Source organism: Pseudomonas sp. FEN (genome assembly GCF_904067045.1).
GTDB lineage: Bacteria > Pseudomonadota > Gammaproteobacteria > Pseudomonadales > Pseudomonadaceae > Aquipseudomonas.
On record NZ_CAJFDC010000010.1, the window covers coordinates 280001 to 295958 of the forward strand.

The 15958-nt window shown below is 60.1% G+C and carries 12 protein-coding genes, 2 rRNA genes and 2 pseudogenes (1 of these 16 only partly in view); 10 read left to right on the plus strand and 6 right to left on the minus strand.

Annotated elements, in window-relative coordinates; all coding sequences use genetic code 11:
* Both PFEN_RS09970 and rrf read left to right on the plus strand, forming a co-directional pair.
* Nucleotides 1-1751 (plus strand): 23S ribosomal RNA (locus PFEN_RS09970) (it extends 1140 nt beyond the left edge of the window).
* Between the two features lie 171 nt (nucleotides 1752-1922).
* Nucleotides 1923-2038, plus strand: a 5S ribosomal RNA gene (gene rrf / locus PFEN_RS09975).
* 136 nt (nucleotides 2039-2174) lie between these two features.
* Here the strand turns inward: rrf and PFEN_RS09980 are convergent.
* Nucleotides 2175-2921 (minus strand): NADPH-dependent F420 reductase, encoded by a 747-nt coding sequence (locus PFEN_RS09980; RefSeq protein WP_191486672.1) that lies wholly within the window; start codon nucleotides 2919-2921, stop codon nucleotides 2175-2177.
* A gap of 102 nt (nucleotides 2922-3023) precedes the next feature.
* On the opposite strand from PFEN_RS09980, the gene PFEN_RS09985 reads away from it, so the two are divergent.
* The gene (locus PFEN_RS09985) at nucleotides 3024-3377 is read left to right on the plus strand and encodes a winged helix-turn-helix transcriptional regulator (RefSeq protein WP_191486673.1); all 354 of its coding nucleotides are present in this window, start codon (nucleotides 3024-3026) and stop codon (nucleotides 3375-3377) included.
* A gap of 154 nt (nucleotides 3378-3531) precedes the next feature.
* Here PFEN_RS09985 and queD read toward each other — a convergent pair whose 3' ends face one another.
* On the minus strand, nucleotides 3532-3888 hold the full coding sequence (queD, locus tag PFEN_RS09990; RefSeq protein ID WP_191486674.1) for a 6-carboxytetrahydropterin synthase QueD: 357 nt from the start codon (nucleotides 3886-3888) through the stop codon (nucleotides 3532-3534).
* Between the two features lie 80 nt (nucleotides 3889-3968).
* Nucleotides 3969-5048, minus strand: coding sequence for a patatin-like phospholipase family protein (locus PFEN_RS09995; RefSeq protein WP_191486675.1), 1080 nt, complete (start codon nucleotides 5046-5048; stop codon nucleotides 3969-3971).
* Nucleotides 5049-5339: 291 nt separating this feature from the next.
* Here PFEN_RS09995 and PFEN_RS10000 point away from each other — a divergent pair, with 291 nt between their 5' ends.
* The 7 genes and pseudogenes from PFEN_RS10000 to PFEN_RS31405 all read left to right on the plus strand — a co-directional run bounded on the left by PFEN_RS10000 (nucleotide 5340) and on the right by PFEN_RS31405 (nucleotide 11257).
* Complete coding sequence (locus PFEN_RS10000; RefSeq protein WP_191486676.1) at nucleotides 5340-5648, plus strand: PepSY domain-containing protein; 309 nt, start codon at nucleotides 5340-5342, stop codon at nucleotides 5646-5648.
* Nucleotides 5648-6313 (plus strand): response regulator transcription factor, encoded by a 666-nt coding sequence (locus PFEN_RS10005; protein ID WP_191486677.1) that lies wholly within the window; start codon nucleotides 5648-5650, stop codon nucleotides 6311-6313. The genes PFEN_RS10000 and PFEN_RS10005 overlap by 1 nt, the downstream gene beginning before the upstream one ends.
* The gene (locus PFEN_RS10010) at nucleotides 6313-7626 is read left to right on the plus strand and encodes an ATP-binding protein (RefSeq protein ID WP_191486678.1); all 1314 of its coding nucleotides are present in this window, start codon (nucleotides 6313-6315) and stop codon (nucleotides 7624-7626) included. Before PFEN_RS10005 ends, PFEN_RS10010 begins: the two co-directional genes overlap by 1 nt.
* Nucleotides 7627-7886: 260 nt before the next feature.
* Nucleotides 7887-8621 (plus strand): annotated as a pseudogene (locus PFEN_RS31390) (cache domain-containing protein); the annotation flags it as partial.
* A gap of 102 nt (nucleotides 8622-8723) precedes the next feature.
* A complete protein-coding gene (locus PFEN_RS31395) occupies nucleotides 8724-9479 on the plus strand; it encodes a methyl-accepting chemotaxis protein (protein ID WP_412071421.1) in 756 nt (251 codons plus the stop codon).
* Between the two features lie 176 nt (nucleotides 9480-9655).
* A pseudogene (locus tag PFEN_RS31400) lies at nucleotides 9656-10399 on the plus strand (cache domain-containing protein); the annotation flags it as partial.
* Between the two features lie 102 nt (nucleotides 10400-10501).
* Nucleotides 10502-11257 carry a methyl-accepting chemotaxis protein gene (locus tag PFEN_RS31405; RefSeq protein WP_412071422.1) on the plus strand — a complete coding sequence of 252 codons (756 nt, stop codon included), beginning with the start codon at nucleotides 10502-10504 and terminating at the stop codon, nucleotides 11255-11257.
* Between the two features lie 185 nt (nucleotides 11258-11442).
* On the opposite strand, the gene yegQ is transcribed toward PFEN_RS31405, so the two are convergent.
* The 3 genes from yegQ to nuoM form a co-directional block, all read right to left on the minus strand.
* A complete protein-coding gene (yegQ, locus tag PFEN_RS10025; protein WP_191486681.1) occupies nucleotides 11443-12777 on the minus strand; it encodes a tRNA 5-hydroxyuridine modification protein YegQ in 1335 nt (444 codons plus the stop codon).
* A 154-nt stretch (nucleotides 12778-12931) separates the two neighbouring features.
* On the minus strand, nucleotides 12932-14395 hold the full coding sequence (nuoN, locus tag PFEN_RS10030; protein ID WP_191486682.1) for an NADH-quinone oxidoreductase subunit NuoN: 1464 nt from the start codon (nucleotides 14393-14395) through the stop codon (nucleotides 12932-12934).
* Between the two features lie 7 nt (nucleotides 14396-14402).
* Nucleotides 14403-15935, minus strand: coding sequence for an NADH-quinone oxidoreductase subunit M (nuoM, locus tag PFEN_RS10035; RefSeq protein ID WP_191486683.1), 1533 nt, complete (start codon nucleotides 15933-15935; stop codon nucleotides 14403-14405).
* Between the last annotated feature and the right edge of the window lie 23 nt (nucleotides 15936-15958).

Here is a 15958-nt window from a genome sequence, read left to right on the forward strand (position 1 = left end):
CACCGAAGCTACGGGTATCACTTAGGTGATGCGGTAGAGGAGCGTTCTGTAAGCCTGTGAAGGTGAGTTGAGAAGCTTGCTGGAGGTATCAGAAGTGCGAATGCTGACATGAGTAACGACAATGGGTGTGAAAAACACCCACGCCGAAAGACCAAGGTTTCCTGCGCAACGTTAATCGACGCAGGGTTAGTCGGTCCCTAAGGCGAGGCTGAAAAGCGTAGTCGATGGAAAACAGGTTAATATTCCTGTACTTCTGGTTATTGCGATGGAGGGACGGAGAAGGCTAGGCCAGCTTGGCGTTGGTTGTCCAAGTTTAAGGTGGTAGGCTGGAATCTTAGGTAAATCCGGGATTCTAAGGCCGAGAGCTGATGACGAGTTGTCTTTTAGATGACGAAGTGGTTGATGCCATGCTTCCAAGAAAAGCTTCTAAGCTTCAGGTAACCAGGAACCGTACCCCAAACCGACACAGGTGGTTGGGTAGAGAATACCAAGGCGCTTGAGAGAACTCGGGTGAAGGAACTAGGCAAAATGGCACCGTAACTTCGGGAGAAGGTGCGCCGGTGAGGGTGAAGGACTTGCTCCGTAAGCCCATGCCGGTCGAAGATACCAGGCCGCTGCGACTGTTTATTAAAAACACAGCACTCTGCAAACACGAAAGTGGACGTATAGGGTGTGACGCCTGCCCGGTGCCGGAAGGTTAATTGATGGGGTTAGCTAACGCGAAGCTCTTGATCGAAGCCCCGGTAAACGGCGGCCGTAACTATAACGGTCCTAAGGTAGCGAAATTCCTTGTCGGGTAAGTTCCGACCTGCACGAATGGCGTAACGATGGCGGCGCTGTCTCCACCCGAGACTCAGTGAAATTGAAATCGCTGTGAAGATGCAGTGTATCCGCGGCTAGACGGAAAGACCCCGTGAACCTTTACTATAGCTTTGCACTGGACTTTGAATTTGCTTGTGTAGGATAGGTGGGAGGCTTTGAAGCGTGGACGCCAGTTCGCGTGGAGCCAACCTTGAAATACCACCCTGGCAACTTTGAGGTTCTAACTCAGGTCCGTTATCCGGATCGAGGACAGTGTATGGTGGGTAGTTTGACTGGGGCGGTCTCCTCCTAAAGAGTAACGGAGGAGTACGAAGGTGCGCTCAGACCGGTCGGAAATCGGTCGTAGAGTATAAAGGCAAAAGCGCGCTTGACTGCGAGACAGACACGTCGAGCAGGTACGAAAGTAGGTCTTAGTGATCCGGTGGTTCTGTATGGAAGGGCCATCGCTCAACGGATAAAAGGTACTCCGGGGATAACAGGCTGATACCGCCCAAGAGTTCATATCGACGGCGGTGTTTGGCACCTCGATGTCGGCTCATCACATCCTGGGGCTGAAGCCGGTCCCAAGGGTATGGCTGTTCGCCATTTAAAGTGGTACGCGAGCTGGGTTTAGAACGTCGTGAGACAGTTCGGTCCCTATCTGCCGTGGACGTTTGAGATTTGAGAGGGGCTGCTCCTAGTACGAGAGGACCGGAGTGGACGAACCTCTGGTGTTCCGGTTGTCACGCCAGTGGCATTGCCGGGTAGCTATGTTCGGGAAAGATAACCGCTGAAAGCATCTAAGCGGGAAACTTGCCTCAAGATGAGATCTCACTGGAACCTTGAGTTCCCTGAAGGGCCGTCGAAGACTACGACGTTGATAGGCAGGGTGTGTAAGCGCTGTGAGGCGTTGAGCTAACCTGTACTAATTGCCCGTGAGGCTTGACCATATAACACCCAAGCAATTTGCACGCTTCCAGCTGAAGAGCGAAGGGGCACCAGATTGCGGTGTGTGAAGACGAAACGAACCGAAAGTTTGCGACTCACAAAACACCAAGCTGTCACATATCCATTTGCTGGAGCGTGATCTCGCAAGAGAAAACGAGCTGGCTACCGAATTTCTTGACGACCATAGAGCATTGGAACCACCTGATCCCATCCCGAACTCAGCAGTGAAACGATGCATCGCCGATGGTAGTGTGGGGTTTCCCCATGTGAGAGTAGGTCATCGTCAAGATTAAATTCCAAAACCCCTGATTGCTAACGCGATCAGGGGTTTTGTTTTTGTGGCGTCGAAATATTGGGTGCGGGGCTTGAGGGCCTATTCGCCGCACCGCTGCGAATAGGCCAAATAGGCGCTGTCAGGCCCAACGTTAATCCAGCGGGTTGAAGGAACGGTTCATGGCTACAACATCGCCATGACTTGGGTTCGGCCCGAGCCGTTCGAAGTGCTGGGGCAGTTCATCTCGCTTTACTGCTGCCTGTCCCTTAACTGCTACTGCTAGAGCCCTGCGCATGGTTTCAGCGTCATAGTCACAGCAATAGCATGGTGTGGACGGTTGTTGCCTCCAGGACTCATCAAGAGAACCGCCGTCTACTGGATCGAAGCCAGCTTGGTTCACCAGAGACATTACCGTCTCTTTGGCCCCGGGATCGTCACCCGCTACCGCTGCCGCCAGGCGACCTTCAGTGCCCTCCGGAAGACCTAGCTCTGCCAAGGTATAGGCCAGCACATTGTTGAAAGCTTTAACCACAGGACGCCCAATTTGCTTAGTCACCCAGACGCTTTCCGTCATTCCTTGATCGATTTCATCAATGTGGGGGTCACGCAAACCAGGGTAGTAGTTACTGGTGTCGACAACCGGGACGCTGTCAGGCACAGAGGTAAACAGGTCAGAAGGGAGTGCGCTCAACGCAGGTAGCGGTATCGACAGTACGATCACATCCACCCCATCTACCGCGCCTCGAATATCTACAGGTTCCGCTCCAATTTCTTCGGCGAACGCACGAACGCCGTTGACGCCTCCAGAGTTTGCTACACGGATCTCATGACCGGCAGCTATAAGCTTACGGGCGATGGTGCCCCCGATATTTCCGGCTCCAATGATGCCGATTTTCATGCCTCAACCTCTTTAATTGATTGCCTCGCACCGATTTTAGGGGGCTCATGAGATAATGGTAAGTACACACCAAAAGGTGGGTAACTCACTTGCGAGAGAGAAATGGGACGAGACTGGAACTGCGACGATCCACAAAATCGAAGAAACTGGGCTGAGGCGACGACTGAAACTCTTCGCGTACTGGAAGGGAAATGGAAGATCATCATCTTGTGCCAGCTTTTCGCGGCAAAGGGCGCGCTTCGTTTCTCGGATCTGGAGAAATTGATCGAGGGGATCAATCAGAAGATGCTGATCCAACAGCTTAAGCAGCTAGAAAAGGACGGTATCGTACTCCGGACGGTGTACCCGCAGGTGCCACCTAGGGTGGAGTATCAGCTCACGCCTATTGGCCATGCACTCGGGCCATCAATCCAGGCGTTGATTGAATGGGCAGAGATGAGGCGCGATCACGTCTGAGCGCTATGAGCTTCGAACTAGTCTCCAAGTGGAACGAGGCTGTCGAGGTGGGATTGTCGGACGCTTACCGAAGACGACCGAAATAGGCGCTGCTGGACTCAAATCCCGGACACAAAAAAACCACCTGTGCAGGTGGTTTTCTTATCCAGGGAATTCACTCCCCGCGATAAATGCAGCCGCTGGTGCAGGTCTCATGAATGCGGATGGCCGACAGCTCAGGCAGCAACGGCTTCAACTCCTGCCAGATCCACTTCGCCAGGTTCTCGCTGGTGGGGTTCTCAAGGCCGGGAATATCATTCAGGTAGTTGTGGTCCAGACGCTCATACAGCGGCTTGAAGATCGCCTTGATCTCCGAGAAGTCACGGATCCAGCCGCTGTGCGGGTCCATCTCGCCGCTCAGATGAATCGCCACCTTGAACGAATGACCATGCAGGCGACCGCATTTATGGCCGTCCGGTACATGGGGCAGTCTATGGGCGGATTCGAAGGTAAATTCTTTGAAGATTTCCACGGTAATGTCAGCTCTGAAGGGTGGCCAGCGCGCAGCCGATGAATGCAGGGCGCAGTTTAACAGCTTGTGCGGCAAGCGCATCAAAGCGCCAACAGGCGCTCCCCCAGGCGGCCGTTGTCGACCAGTTCGAGAAACTCGTCGCCCAGGCGTCGGCTCTGCTCCATCGCCTTGCGCCAATAGGCCTGGCGTCCCTTGTCATCGCCCAGGTAACGCTTGAAGTCGTTGCGGTCGGGAAGCTTGCCGTGGGGCAGGCGGGCCAGGTATTCCCGCGAAGGCGCCAGTAGCAACACGTCCCGCAAGCGGTCCGGGCTGCCCCGACGCCAAGGCAGGGTCTTGTCAAACCAGCCGGGAATGACCTTGTCGGTGAAATGCGGATACAGCACCACATCCGTGCCGCTGTAGGGCAGGTCCAGGTGATAGTCCAACAGCCCGCCATCGCGGTAGGTGCCAGCGCCGACCCCGGCGATATCGCGCACACCTTCCATCACCATCGGGATGGAGCCGGACGCCAGCAGGCCCTGGCGCAGATTGTCCGCGGCCAGGGGCAGGCAGCGTGACGGAAAGTCCTCGAGTGCCTGAAGGGGAGGGGCCAGTCGCGGATCATGCAGGATGACCCGTTCGAAATGTCGCGACAGTCGCGAACGCCTCATCAGGTTGTTGGCGATGACCGACGACAGCCCAAGCCCGAGGCGTCCACGATGATCGTCGGCGAGCAGACCGTGGCTCTTCACGATGACCACGTTCAGGCGGTAATGGCTGTTCGTCAGGATTGACGCGTCGCGGCCATCGAGCAGGTCATGGAGCATGCGTCGGCAGCTCTCGCTGACCTGAGCCATGCTCACGCCCTTGGCAAAGCTTTGTTCGTTGTAGAGCTGGCCCAGTCGCCTGATGCCCTCGGCGGCGTCGGGCAGGCAGGCGCTGGCGAAGCGCCAGGCGCCGATGGACGCACCGATCAGCGACCGTTCCCGCGGGCTGGCCGGCAGCCACTCGCCGAACAGCGCCAGGTCCAGGCCCTGGATGCCGAGGGCCTTGGGGCCGCCGGCCGCACCAGGCAGGGTCCCGACATCCGCGGCTTTCAAGCCTTGTTCGCGAATGCGTCGCAAGGTCCGCTTGCCGGCCTTGAGGGTCAAGGCGGGAAACTTGATATGGATGGCAGTCATACGGTTCTCGTTCTACCGGGACCGGGATTATAAGGGAGGTCACGGTCTTCGACAGTTGTTGCTCTGCAAAAGCCACCCGCCAGGGTGGATGGCCGTGGAGGAAATTCAGTTTTGATTAAGTTGTGGTGTTTAGCCTGTGGTATCGGAAGGCTCGGTTGATACTGAGCCTCGTAATGAACGAAATGGCGACTTCCCTTATCAGATAGAACTGCGCGGTGCTCAAGGAACTGAGCGGGATATTGAATCGGACACCATCGACGGGCGGGTTCTCAAGGATCATCAGGACAGTTAATGACGTTGAATCTGCGCGCCTGCGGCCTGCTCGCGCTTGTGGCTTTCTGCTCGATGGTTTCGGCCCGCGACCTGGATCAGGACGAAGCCCTGCGCTTGCGCCGTCAGGGCATCATCATGCCGCTGGAGCAGTTGCTGCAGGAGGCCTTGAACCACTATCCCGGGGCGAAGCTGCTGGAAGCCGAACTGGTGACCCGGCATGACCTCTATATCTATGACGTCGAACTGCTGACCCGGGCCGGTGTGGTGCGGGATATCGAACTGGATGCCAGTAGTGGTCGTTTATTGAAAGACAAGGAAGACGATTGATGCGGCTGTTGTTGGTGGAAGACCATGTTCCCCTGGCGGACGAACTGATAGCCGGTCTCACGCGCCAGGGTTATGCCGTCGACTGGCTGGCTGATGGGCGCGACGCGCTCCGTCAGGGAACCGTCGAGCCCTACGACCTGGTCATTCTCGATCTTGGCTTGCCAGGCTTGTCGGGGCTCGAGGTACTGCACCAATGGCGTGCCGACAACCTCGCGGTGCCGGTGCTGATCCTCACCGCGCGCGGTTCCTGGGCCGAGCGTATCGAAGGGCTCAAGGCCGGTGCCGACGATTACCTGACCAAACCGTTTCATCCGCAGGAGTTGCAGTTGCGGGTCCAGTCGCTGTTACGCCGAGCCCGCGGCCAAGCCAACCAACCGACCCTGAAAGCCGCTGGCCTGCATCTGGATGAAGGCCGCCAGTGTGTCAGCCGCGAGGATGGCGATGTTCAGCTCACGGCGGCGGAGTTCAGGCTGTTGCGCTATTTCATGTTGCACCCGCAACAGATCCTGTCGAAAAGCCATTTGGCCGAGCATCTCTACGACGGCGAAACCGAGCGTGATTCCAATGTGCTGGAGGTGCACGTCAATCACCTGCGCCGCAAGCTGGGGCGCGCTGTGATCGAAACCCGCCGTGGCCAGGGTTATCGATTTGGCGGCGTGGCTTAGTGAAGTCGATTCAGCGCCGCTTGAGCCTGGGATTGCTCAGCGTATTGCTGGTCGCCGGACTGGTGGTGGCGCCGACCAGCCTTTGGCTGTTCGAGCTGGGCCTGCAACGTTATCTGGAGGACGGGTTGCACGCTGACAGTGAGAGCCTGCTGGTGGCGTTGGTGCGTAGCCCCGCAGGCCTGAAACTGGATGAACGACGCTTGTCGCCGGCCTATCTGCGGCCCTTTTCGGGGCATTATTTCCGTATTGATTTCGCCGATCAGCACTGGCGCTCACGTTCGCTCTGGGACCAGGACCTGCCCAGCGTCGAGCAGGCGGGGCTGCATGCCAACCTGCAACTGGGGCCGGAAGGGCAGATGCTCCTGGTGCTGCGTTCGGACTACCGGCGTCTGGGCCAATCGATCAGTATCAGCGTGGCCCAGGACTACACGCCGGTCCGCCGCAGTTTCCAGCTGATGCAACGGGTTGGCCTGGGCATCGGCCTGGCGGCACTGATCGTGATCCTGCTGCTGCAACGGGTTACCGTGCGTCGGGCGTTGCAACCGTTGGAAAACGCCCGCAAGCAAATTGCCCAGTTGCAACAAGGGCGCCGTTCACAACTTGATACCCAGGTGCCACGGGAACTGGAGCCGCTGGTGTCGCAGATCAATCGCCTGCTGACCCACACCGAGGGCAGCCTCAAGCGTTCGCGCAACGCCTTGGGCGATCTCGGGCATGCCCTCAAGACGCCCCTGGCGGTCATGCTGAGCCTGACCTCCAGTGCGGAATTGGAGGCGCACCCGCTGCTGCGGCAAACCTTGCGCGAGCAACTGGAGCAGATTCAGCAACGCCTGGAACGGGAGTTGGGACGCGCACGGCTGGCGGGGGACACCTTGCCCGGCGCGGCATTCGATTGCGATACGGAACTGCCGGCACTGTTCTCGACCCTGCGCATGATCCATGGCGAGCACTTGCAGTTGTCCCATGAGGTTCTGGCCGGGCTGCAGTTGCCCTGGGATCGCGAGGACCTGTTGGAGTTGCTCGGCAATCTGCTGGACAACGCCTGCAAGTGGGCCGATGCGCGGGTATGCCTGAGTATTGTCGAAGTATCGGCGGGCTATCGCCTGGGGATCGAGGATGATGGACCGGGCATCCCGCCGCAGAGCCGGGCGCAGGTGTTCAGCCGAGGCGCGCGCCTGGACGAGCAGATCCGCGGGCATGGTTTGGGCCTGGGCATTGTGCGCGATATCGTCGAGGCCTGGGGCGGCGACTTGCGTTTGTCGAGCAGCCCCCTCGGCGGGCTGCTGGTGACGGTCGACGTGCCGCGTCGCTAGACCCTGAACGGGTTCGTCGGGCGGCGGACTGGTGTGGGGAATAGCGTCAACGAGGCATTGGCTGATATCCAAAGTGCATCATTTGCGTGTATGAATAGCCACTAGGCTCAACTTTGGTTATCCCAAGCCGTTAACCCGTTGAGCGCCTATTCCGACAAGAGAGAACCATCATGCGTCTGAGCTTGAAGGCCAAAGTCGTGTCCCTCGCAGTGTTGCCGGTATTGCTCTGCGCCGTGGTGATCAGCTTGACCACGGTATGGATGTTGCAAAATCAGGCCAGGAATGAGGTGGAGGAAACCCGCCAGCGGTTGGTTTCGGAAGCCAAGGTGACCTTGCAGAATTACGTCACCCAGGTGATGACCGCGATCAAGCCGCTCTACGATGCGGCCGCGCCGGGCGACCTGGCGGCCCGGGCCCAGGTGGTGAAACTGCTGTCGAATATCAAGTATGGCAAGGACGGCTACTTTTTCGGCTATGACTCGCAGATCGTGCGGGTGTTCAAGAGCGATAACCCCGATGGCGTCGGCAAGAGCTTCAAGGACGCCCGCGACCCGAATGGTGTCTACGTCAACCGTGACCTGGTCCAGGTCGCCAAGGACGGTACCCATTACCTGAAATACAGCGCGTCGCTGGCCACCAACGAGCAAGTGTTGGTACCGAAGATTGGTTACACCGAATACCTGCCCAAGTGGGATCTGGCCGTCGGTACCTTCGTCAACCTTGACGGCATCGAGCTTCAGGTCGCGGAGGTGGAGGCCAAGGTCCATCAGCGCATGGAAGGGGTGATTCTGAGCATCCTCGGGATCACCGCGGTGGTGCTGCTGTTTATCGCGGTCCTCGGGATACTGATGGCCAATACCATTTTGCGTCCGCTGCAACTGATGAAGCTCAACCTGGACGATATCGCCGCCGGGGAGGGCGACCTGACACGGCGCCTGGCGATCACCAGCCAGGACGAACTGGGGCAGTTGGCCGGTTCCTTCAACCGCTTTGTCGACAAGATCCATGGCCTGGTGCGGCAGATCAGCGAAATGACCGTGCAACTGACCACATTGGTCGCCCAGGTCAGCGATCAGGCCCTGCGTTCGGAACAGGCGATGGAGCGCCAGCGCCACGAAACCGACCAGGTCGCCACGGCGATCAACCAGATGTCCTCGGCGGCCCAGGAGGTGGCTCGTGGTGCCCAGGGGGCCTCGGTTGCGGCGCAGCAGACCGATGCCGAAGGCCAGGCCGCCAAGCGCGTGGTCGATGGCAGTATCCAGCAGATCCATGCGCTGGTGAAGGACATACGCCACAGCGGTACCTCCCTGGACAGCCTGCAGCAGGACGTGACCTCGATTGTCAGCGTACTGGGGGTGATTCGTTCCATCGCCGAGCAGACCAACCTGCTGGCGCTCAATGCCGCCATCGAGGCCGCGCGGGCCGGCGAAGCGGGGCGCGGCTTTGCGGTGGTGGCCGATGAAGTGCGGGCACTGGCCAGCCGGACCCAGCAAAGCACCCAGGAAATCCAGAGCATGATCGACCGCCTGCAAACGGGCACGCAGGTGGCGGTGGAAGCGATGCGCCGTTCCAGCGAGGCCGGTGACGGCACCTCGGATCGGGCCAATGAGGCCGGTGTGTCGCTGGATACCATGGCGCAGTTGATCGGTACCATCAACTCGATGAACGCGCAGATCGCCAGCGCCGCCGAGGAGCAGACCGCGGTGGCCGAAGAGATCAACCGCAGCGTGCACCAGATCGCCACGGCGGTGGACAGCATGGCCGATGAAACCCAGCGGGGGGCCCAGACCTCCCGTAGCCTGGCGGACCTGGGGCAGCGCCTGGGCAAGCTGGTGGGGCAGTTCCGGATTTAAAGGCATCGTCGGCCCACCGCCACGATGCTCAACTTTGCTCTTCCCGAGCCGTTAACCTGTTGACTGTCTATTCCTATAAGAACGAGAGCACCATCATGAGTCTGAGCCTGAAGACCAAAGTCGTATCCCTCGCGGTACTGCCGGTATTGCTCTGCGCCGTAGTGATCAGCCTGACCATGGTGTGGATACTGCAGAATCAGGCCAAGGATGAAGTGGAGGAAACCCGCCAGCGGTTGCTCTCGGAGTCCAAGGTGACCTTGCAGAATTACGTCAACCTGGCGATCACTGCGATCAAGCCGCTCTACGATGCCTCTGCCCCGGGCGACATGGTGGCCCGGGCCCAGGCGGTGAAACTGCTGTCGAGTATCAAGTTTGGCAAGGACGGTTACTTTTTTGGCACCGACTCGCAGATCGTGCGGGTGTTCAAGAGCGATAACCCCGATGGCGTCGGTAAAAACTTCAACGATGCCCACGATGCGAATGGCGTCTACTTCACTCGCGAGTTGGTCCGGGTTGCCAAGGACGGTACCCACTACCTGAAATACAGCGCATCGCTGGCCACCAACGAACAAGTGCTGGTGCCGAAGATCGCGTACACCGAATTCCTGCCCAAGTGGGATCTGGCCATCGGGACCTTCGTCAACCTCGATGGCATCGAGGCTCAGGTCGCGGAGGTGGAGGCCAAGGTCCATCAGCGCATGGCAGGGGTAGTCCTGAGTATCTTCGGGATCGCTCTGGTCGTGCTGCTGGTGATCGCGGTACTCGGTGTATTGATGGCCAATGGTATTTTACGACCGCTGCAACTGATGAAGCTCAACCTGGACGATATCGCCGCCGGGGAAGGTGACCTGACACGGCGCCTGGCGATCACCAGCCAGGACGAACTGGGGCAGTTGGCCGGTTCCTTCAACCGCTTTGTCGACAAGATCCATGGCCTGGTGCGGCAGATCAGCGAAATGACCGTGCAACTGACCACATTGGTCGCCCAGGTCAGCGATCAGGCCCTGCGTTCGGAACAGGCGATGGAGCGCCAGCGCCACGAAACCGACCAGGTCGCCACGGCGATCAACCAGATGTCCTCGGCGGCCCAGGAGGTGGCTCGTGGTGCCCAGGGGGCCTCGGTTGCGGCGCAGCAGACCGATGCCGAAGGCCAGGCCGCCAAGCGCGTGGTCGATGGCAGTATCCAGCAGATCCATGCGCTGGTGAAGGACATACGCCACAGCGGTACCTCCCTGGACAGCCTGCAGCAGGACGTGACCTCGATTGTCAGCGTACTGGGGGTGATTCGTTCCATCGCCGAGCAGACCAACCTGCTGGCGCTCAATGCCGCCATCGAGGCCGCGCGGGCCGGCGAAGCGGGGCGTGGCTTTGCGGTGGTGGCCGATGAAGTGCGGGCACTGGCCAGCCGGACCCAGCAAAGCACCCAGGAAATCCAGAGCATGATCGACCGCCTGCAAACGGGCACGCAGGTGGCGGTGGAAGCGATGCGCCGTTCCAGCGAGGCTGGTGACGGTACCTCGGATCGGGCCAATGAGGCCGGGATATCGCTGGATACCATGGCGCAGTTGATCGGCACCATCAACACGATGAACGCGCAGATCGCCAGCGCCGCCGAGGAGCAGACCGCGGTGGCCGAAGAGATCAACCGCAGCGTGCACCAGATCGCCACGGCGGTGGACAGCATGGCCGATGAAACCCAGCGGGGGGCCCAGACCTCCCGTAGCCTGGCGGACCTGGGGCAGCGTCTGGGCAAACTGGTGGGGCAGTTCCGGATCTAACAGGCCAGCCCCTACAGTTTTGTGTCTGACGCAATTCCTGCGTACGGCACAGATACTGTGGGAGCGGTGCTTGCCCGCGAAGGGGCCCTGGAGGCCGCCAGAAGCTTCGCGGGCAAGCACCGCTCCCACAGGGACCGTGTCCGGCTTTAACTGGGTGGTATCAGGGCTTGCTTGCCATCCACAGTTTATTGTTCGCCGGTCGTGAGATCCCGCATCAACAAGCCGAATTGCAACGCCACCCCATCCGGCACCGGCAGGTACACCGTGTGCCCATCCCCGGGTGCGACCGTGATCCGCTCACCGCGCTCATTGCGCAGCTCATCCAGATCGAAATGCAGATTGCCCGCGGGGGTCATCAGCTCCAGATGATCACCGACCCCGAAACGGTTCTTCACCTTGACCTGCGCCAGTCCCTCGCGCCGTTCCCCCGTCAGTTCGCCGACAAACTGCTGGCGTTCCGAGACCGAACTGCCGTGCTGATAGTTCTGATATTCGTCATGCACATGCCGGCGCAGGAAACCCTCGGTATAGCCACGCTGGGCCAGTGATTCCAGGTCATGCATCAGGCTGCGGTCAAACCCCCGTCCGGCCACTGCATCGTCAATCGCCCGGCGATAGACCTGGGTCGTTCGCGCACAGTAGAAATGCGATTTGGTCCGGCCTTCGATTTTCAGCGAATGCACACCCATGCGAGTCAGCCGCTCGACATGCTGCACGGCGCGCAGGTCCTTGGCATTCATGATGTAGGTGCCGTGTTCGTCCTCGAAGGCCGGCATCGATTCATCCGGTCGCTGGGCCTCCTGAAGCAGGAATACCTGTTCGGTCGGTGCGCCCAGACCCAAGGTCGGCTCGACGGGGTCGAAGGCCTGGACAATCTCGCCCAACAGGTTTTCCGCGGCCGGCTGGGCCTTGTACTGCCAGCGGCAGGCGTTGGTGCAACTGCCCTGGTTGGCATCGCGCCGGTTCATGTACCCGGAGAGCAGGCAGCGCCCGGAATAAGCCATGCACAGCGCGCCGTGGACGAACACCTCCAGCTCCATGTCCGGCACTTGCTCGCGGATTTCGCCGATTTCCTCCAGGGACAGCTCCCGGGAGAGGATGATCCGGCTCAGCCCCAGTTGCTGCCAGAACTGCACGCTGGCCCAGTTCACCGTGTTGGCCTGCACCGACAGGTGAATCGGCATCTGCGGGAAATGCTGGCGTACCAGCATGATCAGGCCCGGATCGGACATGATCAGCGCATCGGGGGCCATGGCGATCACCGGTGCCAGGTCCTTGAGAAAGGTCTTGAGCTTGGCATTGTGCGGGGCGATGTTCACCACCACGTAGAAGCGTTTGCCCTGGTCCTGGGCTTCGCGGATGCCGAGGGCCAGGTTGGCATGGTCGAACTCGTTGTTGCGCACCCGCAGGCTGTAGCGTGGCTGGCCGGCGTAGACCGCGTCGGCGCCATAGGCGAAGGCGTAACGCATGTTCTTCAGGGTGCCGGCGGGGGCCAGCAGTTCGGGGGAGGGGAGGGCCATGGTCGGATCGTTCGCAAAAGGTCGCGAAGTTAAGGCATTGGATCTTGAGAAGTATTGATCTGGGTCTATATCCCCCCTGTAGGTGTAGGAGGGTGGAAACAAAACACCCCGCCGGAGTTGCCTCGGGCGGGGTGTTGGGGACACCAGCGAATGCTTAGCTTGCCAGCACCGCGTGTTGCACCAGCTCCAGCAGCGGTTGCGGGTACAGGCCGAGGAAGAAGGCCAGTACCGCGATCGCCAGCAGCATCACGCCACCCGCCTGCTGTTCCCAGTGCAGCTGGGCATCGACCCGACGCAGGTTTGGTTCGATCAGGTACAGGGTGACCATCACGCGCAAGTAGTAGAACACCCCGATAGCACTGCCCAGCACCAGCGAGCCGATCAGCCACCAGTGATGGGATTCGACACCGGTAGCGATGATGTAGAACTTGCCGATAAAGCCAGCGGTCAGCGGGATACCGGCCAGCGACAGCATCATCACGGTCAGTACCGCGGTCAGGTACGGACGGCGCCAGAACAGGCCGCGGTATTCGTACAGGGCGTCCGCGTCACGGCCCTTGTAAGGCGAGGACATCAGGGTGATCACGCCGAAGGCGCCGAGGCTGGTGATCACGTAGGTGACCAGGTACACGCCCATGGCTTCCACGGCCATGCCCTTGCTCGCCACCAGGGCGATCAGCAGGTAACCGAAGTGGGCGATGGACGAATAACCGAGCAGACGCTTGAGGTTGTTCTGGGTCAGCGCCAGCAGGTTACCGATCAGGATCGAGGCCACGGCGATCACCGCCAGGACATTGCTCAGCACGCCACTGCTGGCCACCGGCGAGATCTGGAACAGGCGGATCATCACGGCAAACACCGCCACCTTGCTGGCGGTGGCGAGGAACGCCGCCACCGGTGCCGGGGCGCCTTCGTAGACGTCCGGGGTCCAGAGGTGGAAAGGTACCAGCGACAATTTGAACGCCAGGCCGACCAGCATCATGCCCAGGCCCAGCTGGGCAATCGGGCTCGGCAAACCGGTGGCCGCCAGGGCCTGACCGATACCCGTGAAGCTCAAGGTACCGGCTTCGGCGTAGAGCAGGGCCATACCGAACAGCAGGAAGGCCGAACCCGCGGCCGACAGCACCATGTACTTGATGCCGGCTTCCAGCGAGCGCTTGTTGAAGAAGGCGTAAGCCACCAGGCCGTAGACCGGTACCGAGAGCAGTTCCAGGCCGATGAACAGGCTGGCCAGGTGCTGCGCGCTGACCAGGACCAGGCCGCCGGCGGCGGCCATCAGGATCAGCAGGTAGAGTTCTTCACGGTTGCCCGGGTAGCCGTCGCCGCCATCACCCAGATAAGCATGGGCCAGGGTGACGCAAGCCAGGGTGGCGACCAGGATCAAGGCCATGTACAGACAGGCGAAGTCATCGATCTGGATCAGCGTTGTCACGGCCAGTGGCGCGACTTTCAGTGCCGGGATAATCGACAGCAGCGCCAGGTTGAGACCCGCCACCGAGAGCAGGAAGGTCTGTGAGTGGTTGCGGCGCCAGGCGATCGCCAGCATCACCACGACAACGGTGAGACTGGTGATCAGCAGCGGTGCAAGCGCAATAAAGTGTTGAGTCGTCAGGTCCATAGCGCTCTTACCGGGCCGAAGCGAGTTGAGTGAGGGCGGTGCCGAGCCACTGCTGCACACCATGCATGGTGGCGGCGGAGGTATCGAGGAACGGTTGCGGGTACACGCCGATGTAGATCAGCAGAACCGCCAGTCCCAGCACCATGATCAGTTCGCGGCCATCCATGCCATGCATCACGGCATCGGATTTGGACGGGCCGAAGTAGGCACGGTGAATCATGATCAGCGAGTAGACCGAACCGAACACCAGGCCCGAAGTGGCAATCGCGGTGATCCACGGTGTTGCCACGAAGGTACCGATCAGGATCAGGAACTCGCCGACGAAGTTGCCGGTGCCTGGCAGGCCCAGCGACGCGGCGGCGAAGAACAGGCTGATGGCTGGCAGGTAGGCGATCTTCGACCACAGGCCACCCATCTCACGCATGTCGCGGGTATGGGTACGCTCGTAGAGTTGGCCGCTGAGGATAAAGAGTGCCGCCGCCGACAAGCCGTGGGCGAGCATCTGGATCACCGCGCCTTGCAGGGCCTGCTGGCTGCCGGAGTAGATCCCGATCAGCACGAAGCCCATGTGCGAAACGCTGGAGAAGGCGATCAGCCGCTTGATGTCGGTTTGCGCGAAGGCCAGGAACGCGCCGTAGAAGATCCCGACCAGGCCCAGGGTCATGGCAATCGGCGCGAACTCCGCCGAGGCATTCGGGAACAGCGGCAGGGCGAAACGCAGCAGACCATAGGCAGCGGTCTTCAACAGGATACCCGCTAGGTCCACGGAACCCGCCGTGGGGGCCTGGGCGTGGGCGTCCGGCAGCCAGGAGTGGAACGGCACCACCGGCAGTTTCACCGCGAAGGCGATGAAGAAGCCGAGCATCAGGATGTACTCGGTGCTCAGCGACATCTTGGTTTTCAACAGGTCGGTGTAATTGAACGTCATCACGCCGGTGTTGTTGAAGTTGACCAGGACCAGACCGAGGATCGCCACCAACATGATCAGGCCGGAAGCCTGGGTGAAGATGAAGAACTTGGTCGCCGCGTAGATCCGGGTTTTCTTGCCGTCCGAAGAACTGTGACCCCAGAGCGCGATGAGGAAGTACATCGGCACCAGCATCATTTCCCAGAAGAAGAAGAACATGAACAGGTCGAGGGCCAGGAACACGCCGATGACACCGCCCAGGATCCACATCAGGTTCAGGTGGAAGAAGCCCACGCGATGCTGGATCTCTTTCCACGAGCAGAGCACCGAGAGGATACCCAGCAGACCGGTCAGCAGGATCATCAACAGCGACAGGCCGTCGAGCGCCAGGTGCACGTTGATGCCGAAGCGCTGGATCCAGACATGCTTGAACTCAAGCGCGAAGGTCGGATCGGCGCCAGGCGCCGGGGCCAGATGGAAATCCCCGTGGGCCCACAGCCAGAGGCCGAGGGCGAGTTCGAGGGACATGGTCAGCAGCGCAATCCAGCGCGGGAGGGTGGAGCTGACGCGCTCACCCAGCCAGCACAGCAGGCCACCGATAAAGGGGATCAGGATTAGCCAAGGCAGAATCATGACGGGCTCAATTCCTTTCGCAA

Coding starts and splice junctions, on each gene's coding strand:
- PFEN_RS09980 (WP_191486672.1), bottom strand. CDS start 2,921: ATGAAAATCGGCATCATTGGAGCCGGAAATATCGGGGGCACCATCGCC.
- PFEN_RS09985 (WP_191486673.1), top strand. CDS start 3,024: ATGGGACGAGACTGGAACTGCGACGATCCACAAAATCGAAGAAACTGG.
- PFEN_RS09995 (WP_191486675.1), bottom strand. CDS start 5,048: ATGACTGCCATCCATATCAAGTTTCCCGCCTTGACCCTCAAGGCCGGC.
- PFEN_RS10000 (WP_191486676.1), top strand. CDS start 5,340: ATGACGTTGAATCTGCGCGCCTGCGGCCTGCTCGCGCTTGTGGCTTTC.
- PFEN_RS10005 (WP_191486677.1), top strand. CDS start 5,648: ATGCGGCTGTTGTTGGTGGAAGACCATGTTCCCCTGGCGGACGAACTG.
- PFEN_RS31395 (WP_412071421.1), top strand. CDS start 8,724: ATGGAGCGCCAGCGCCACGAAACCGACCAGGTCGCCACGGCGATCAAC.
- PFEN_RS31405 (WP_412071422.1), top strand. CDS start 10,502: ATGGAGCGCCAGCGCCACGAAACCGACCAGGTCGCCACGGCGATCAAC.
- yegQ (WP_191486681.1), bottom strand. CDS start 12,777: ATGGCCCTCCCCTCCCCCGAACTGCTGGCCCCCGCCGGCACCCTGAAG.
- nuoN (WP_191486682.1), bottom strand. CDS start 14,395: ATGGACCTGACGACTCAACACTTTATTGCGCTTGCACCGCTGCTGATC.
- nuoM (WP_191486683.1), bottom strand. CDS start 15,935: ATGATTCTGCCTTGGCTAATCCTGATCCCCTTTATCGGTGGCCTGCTG.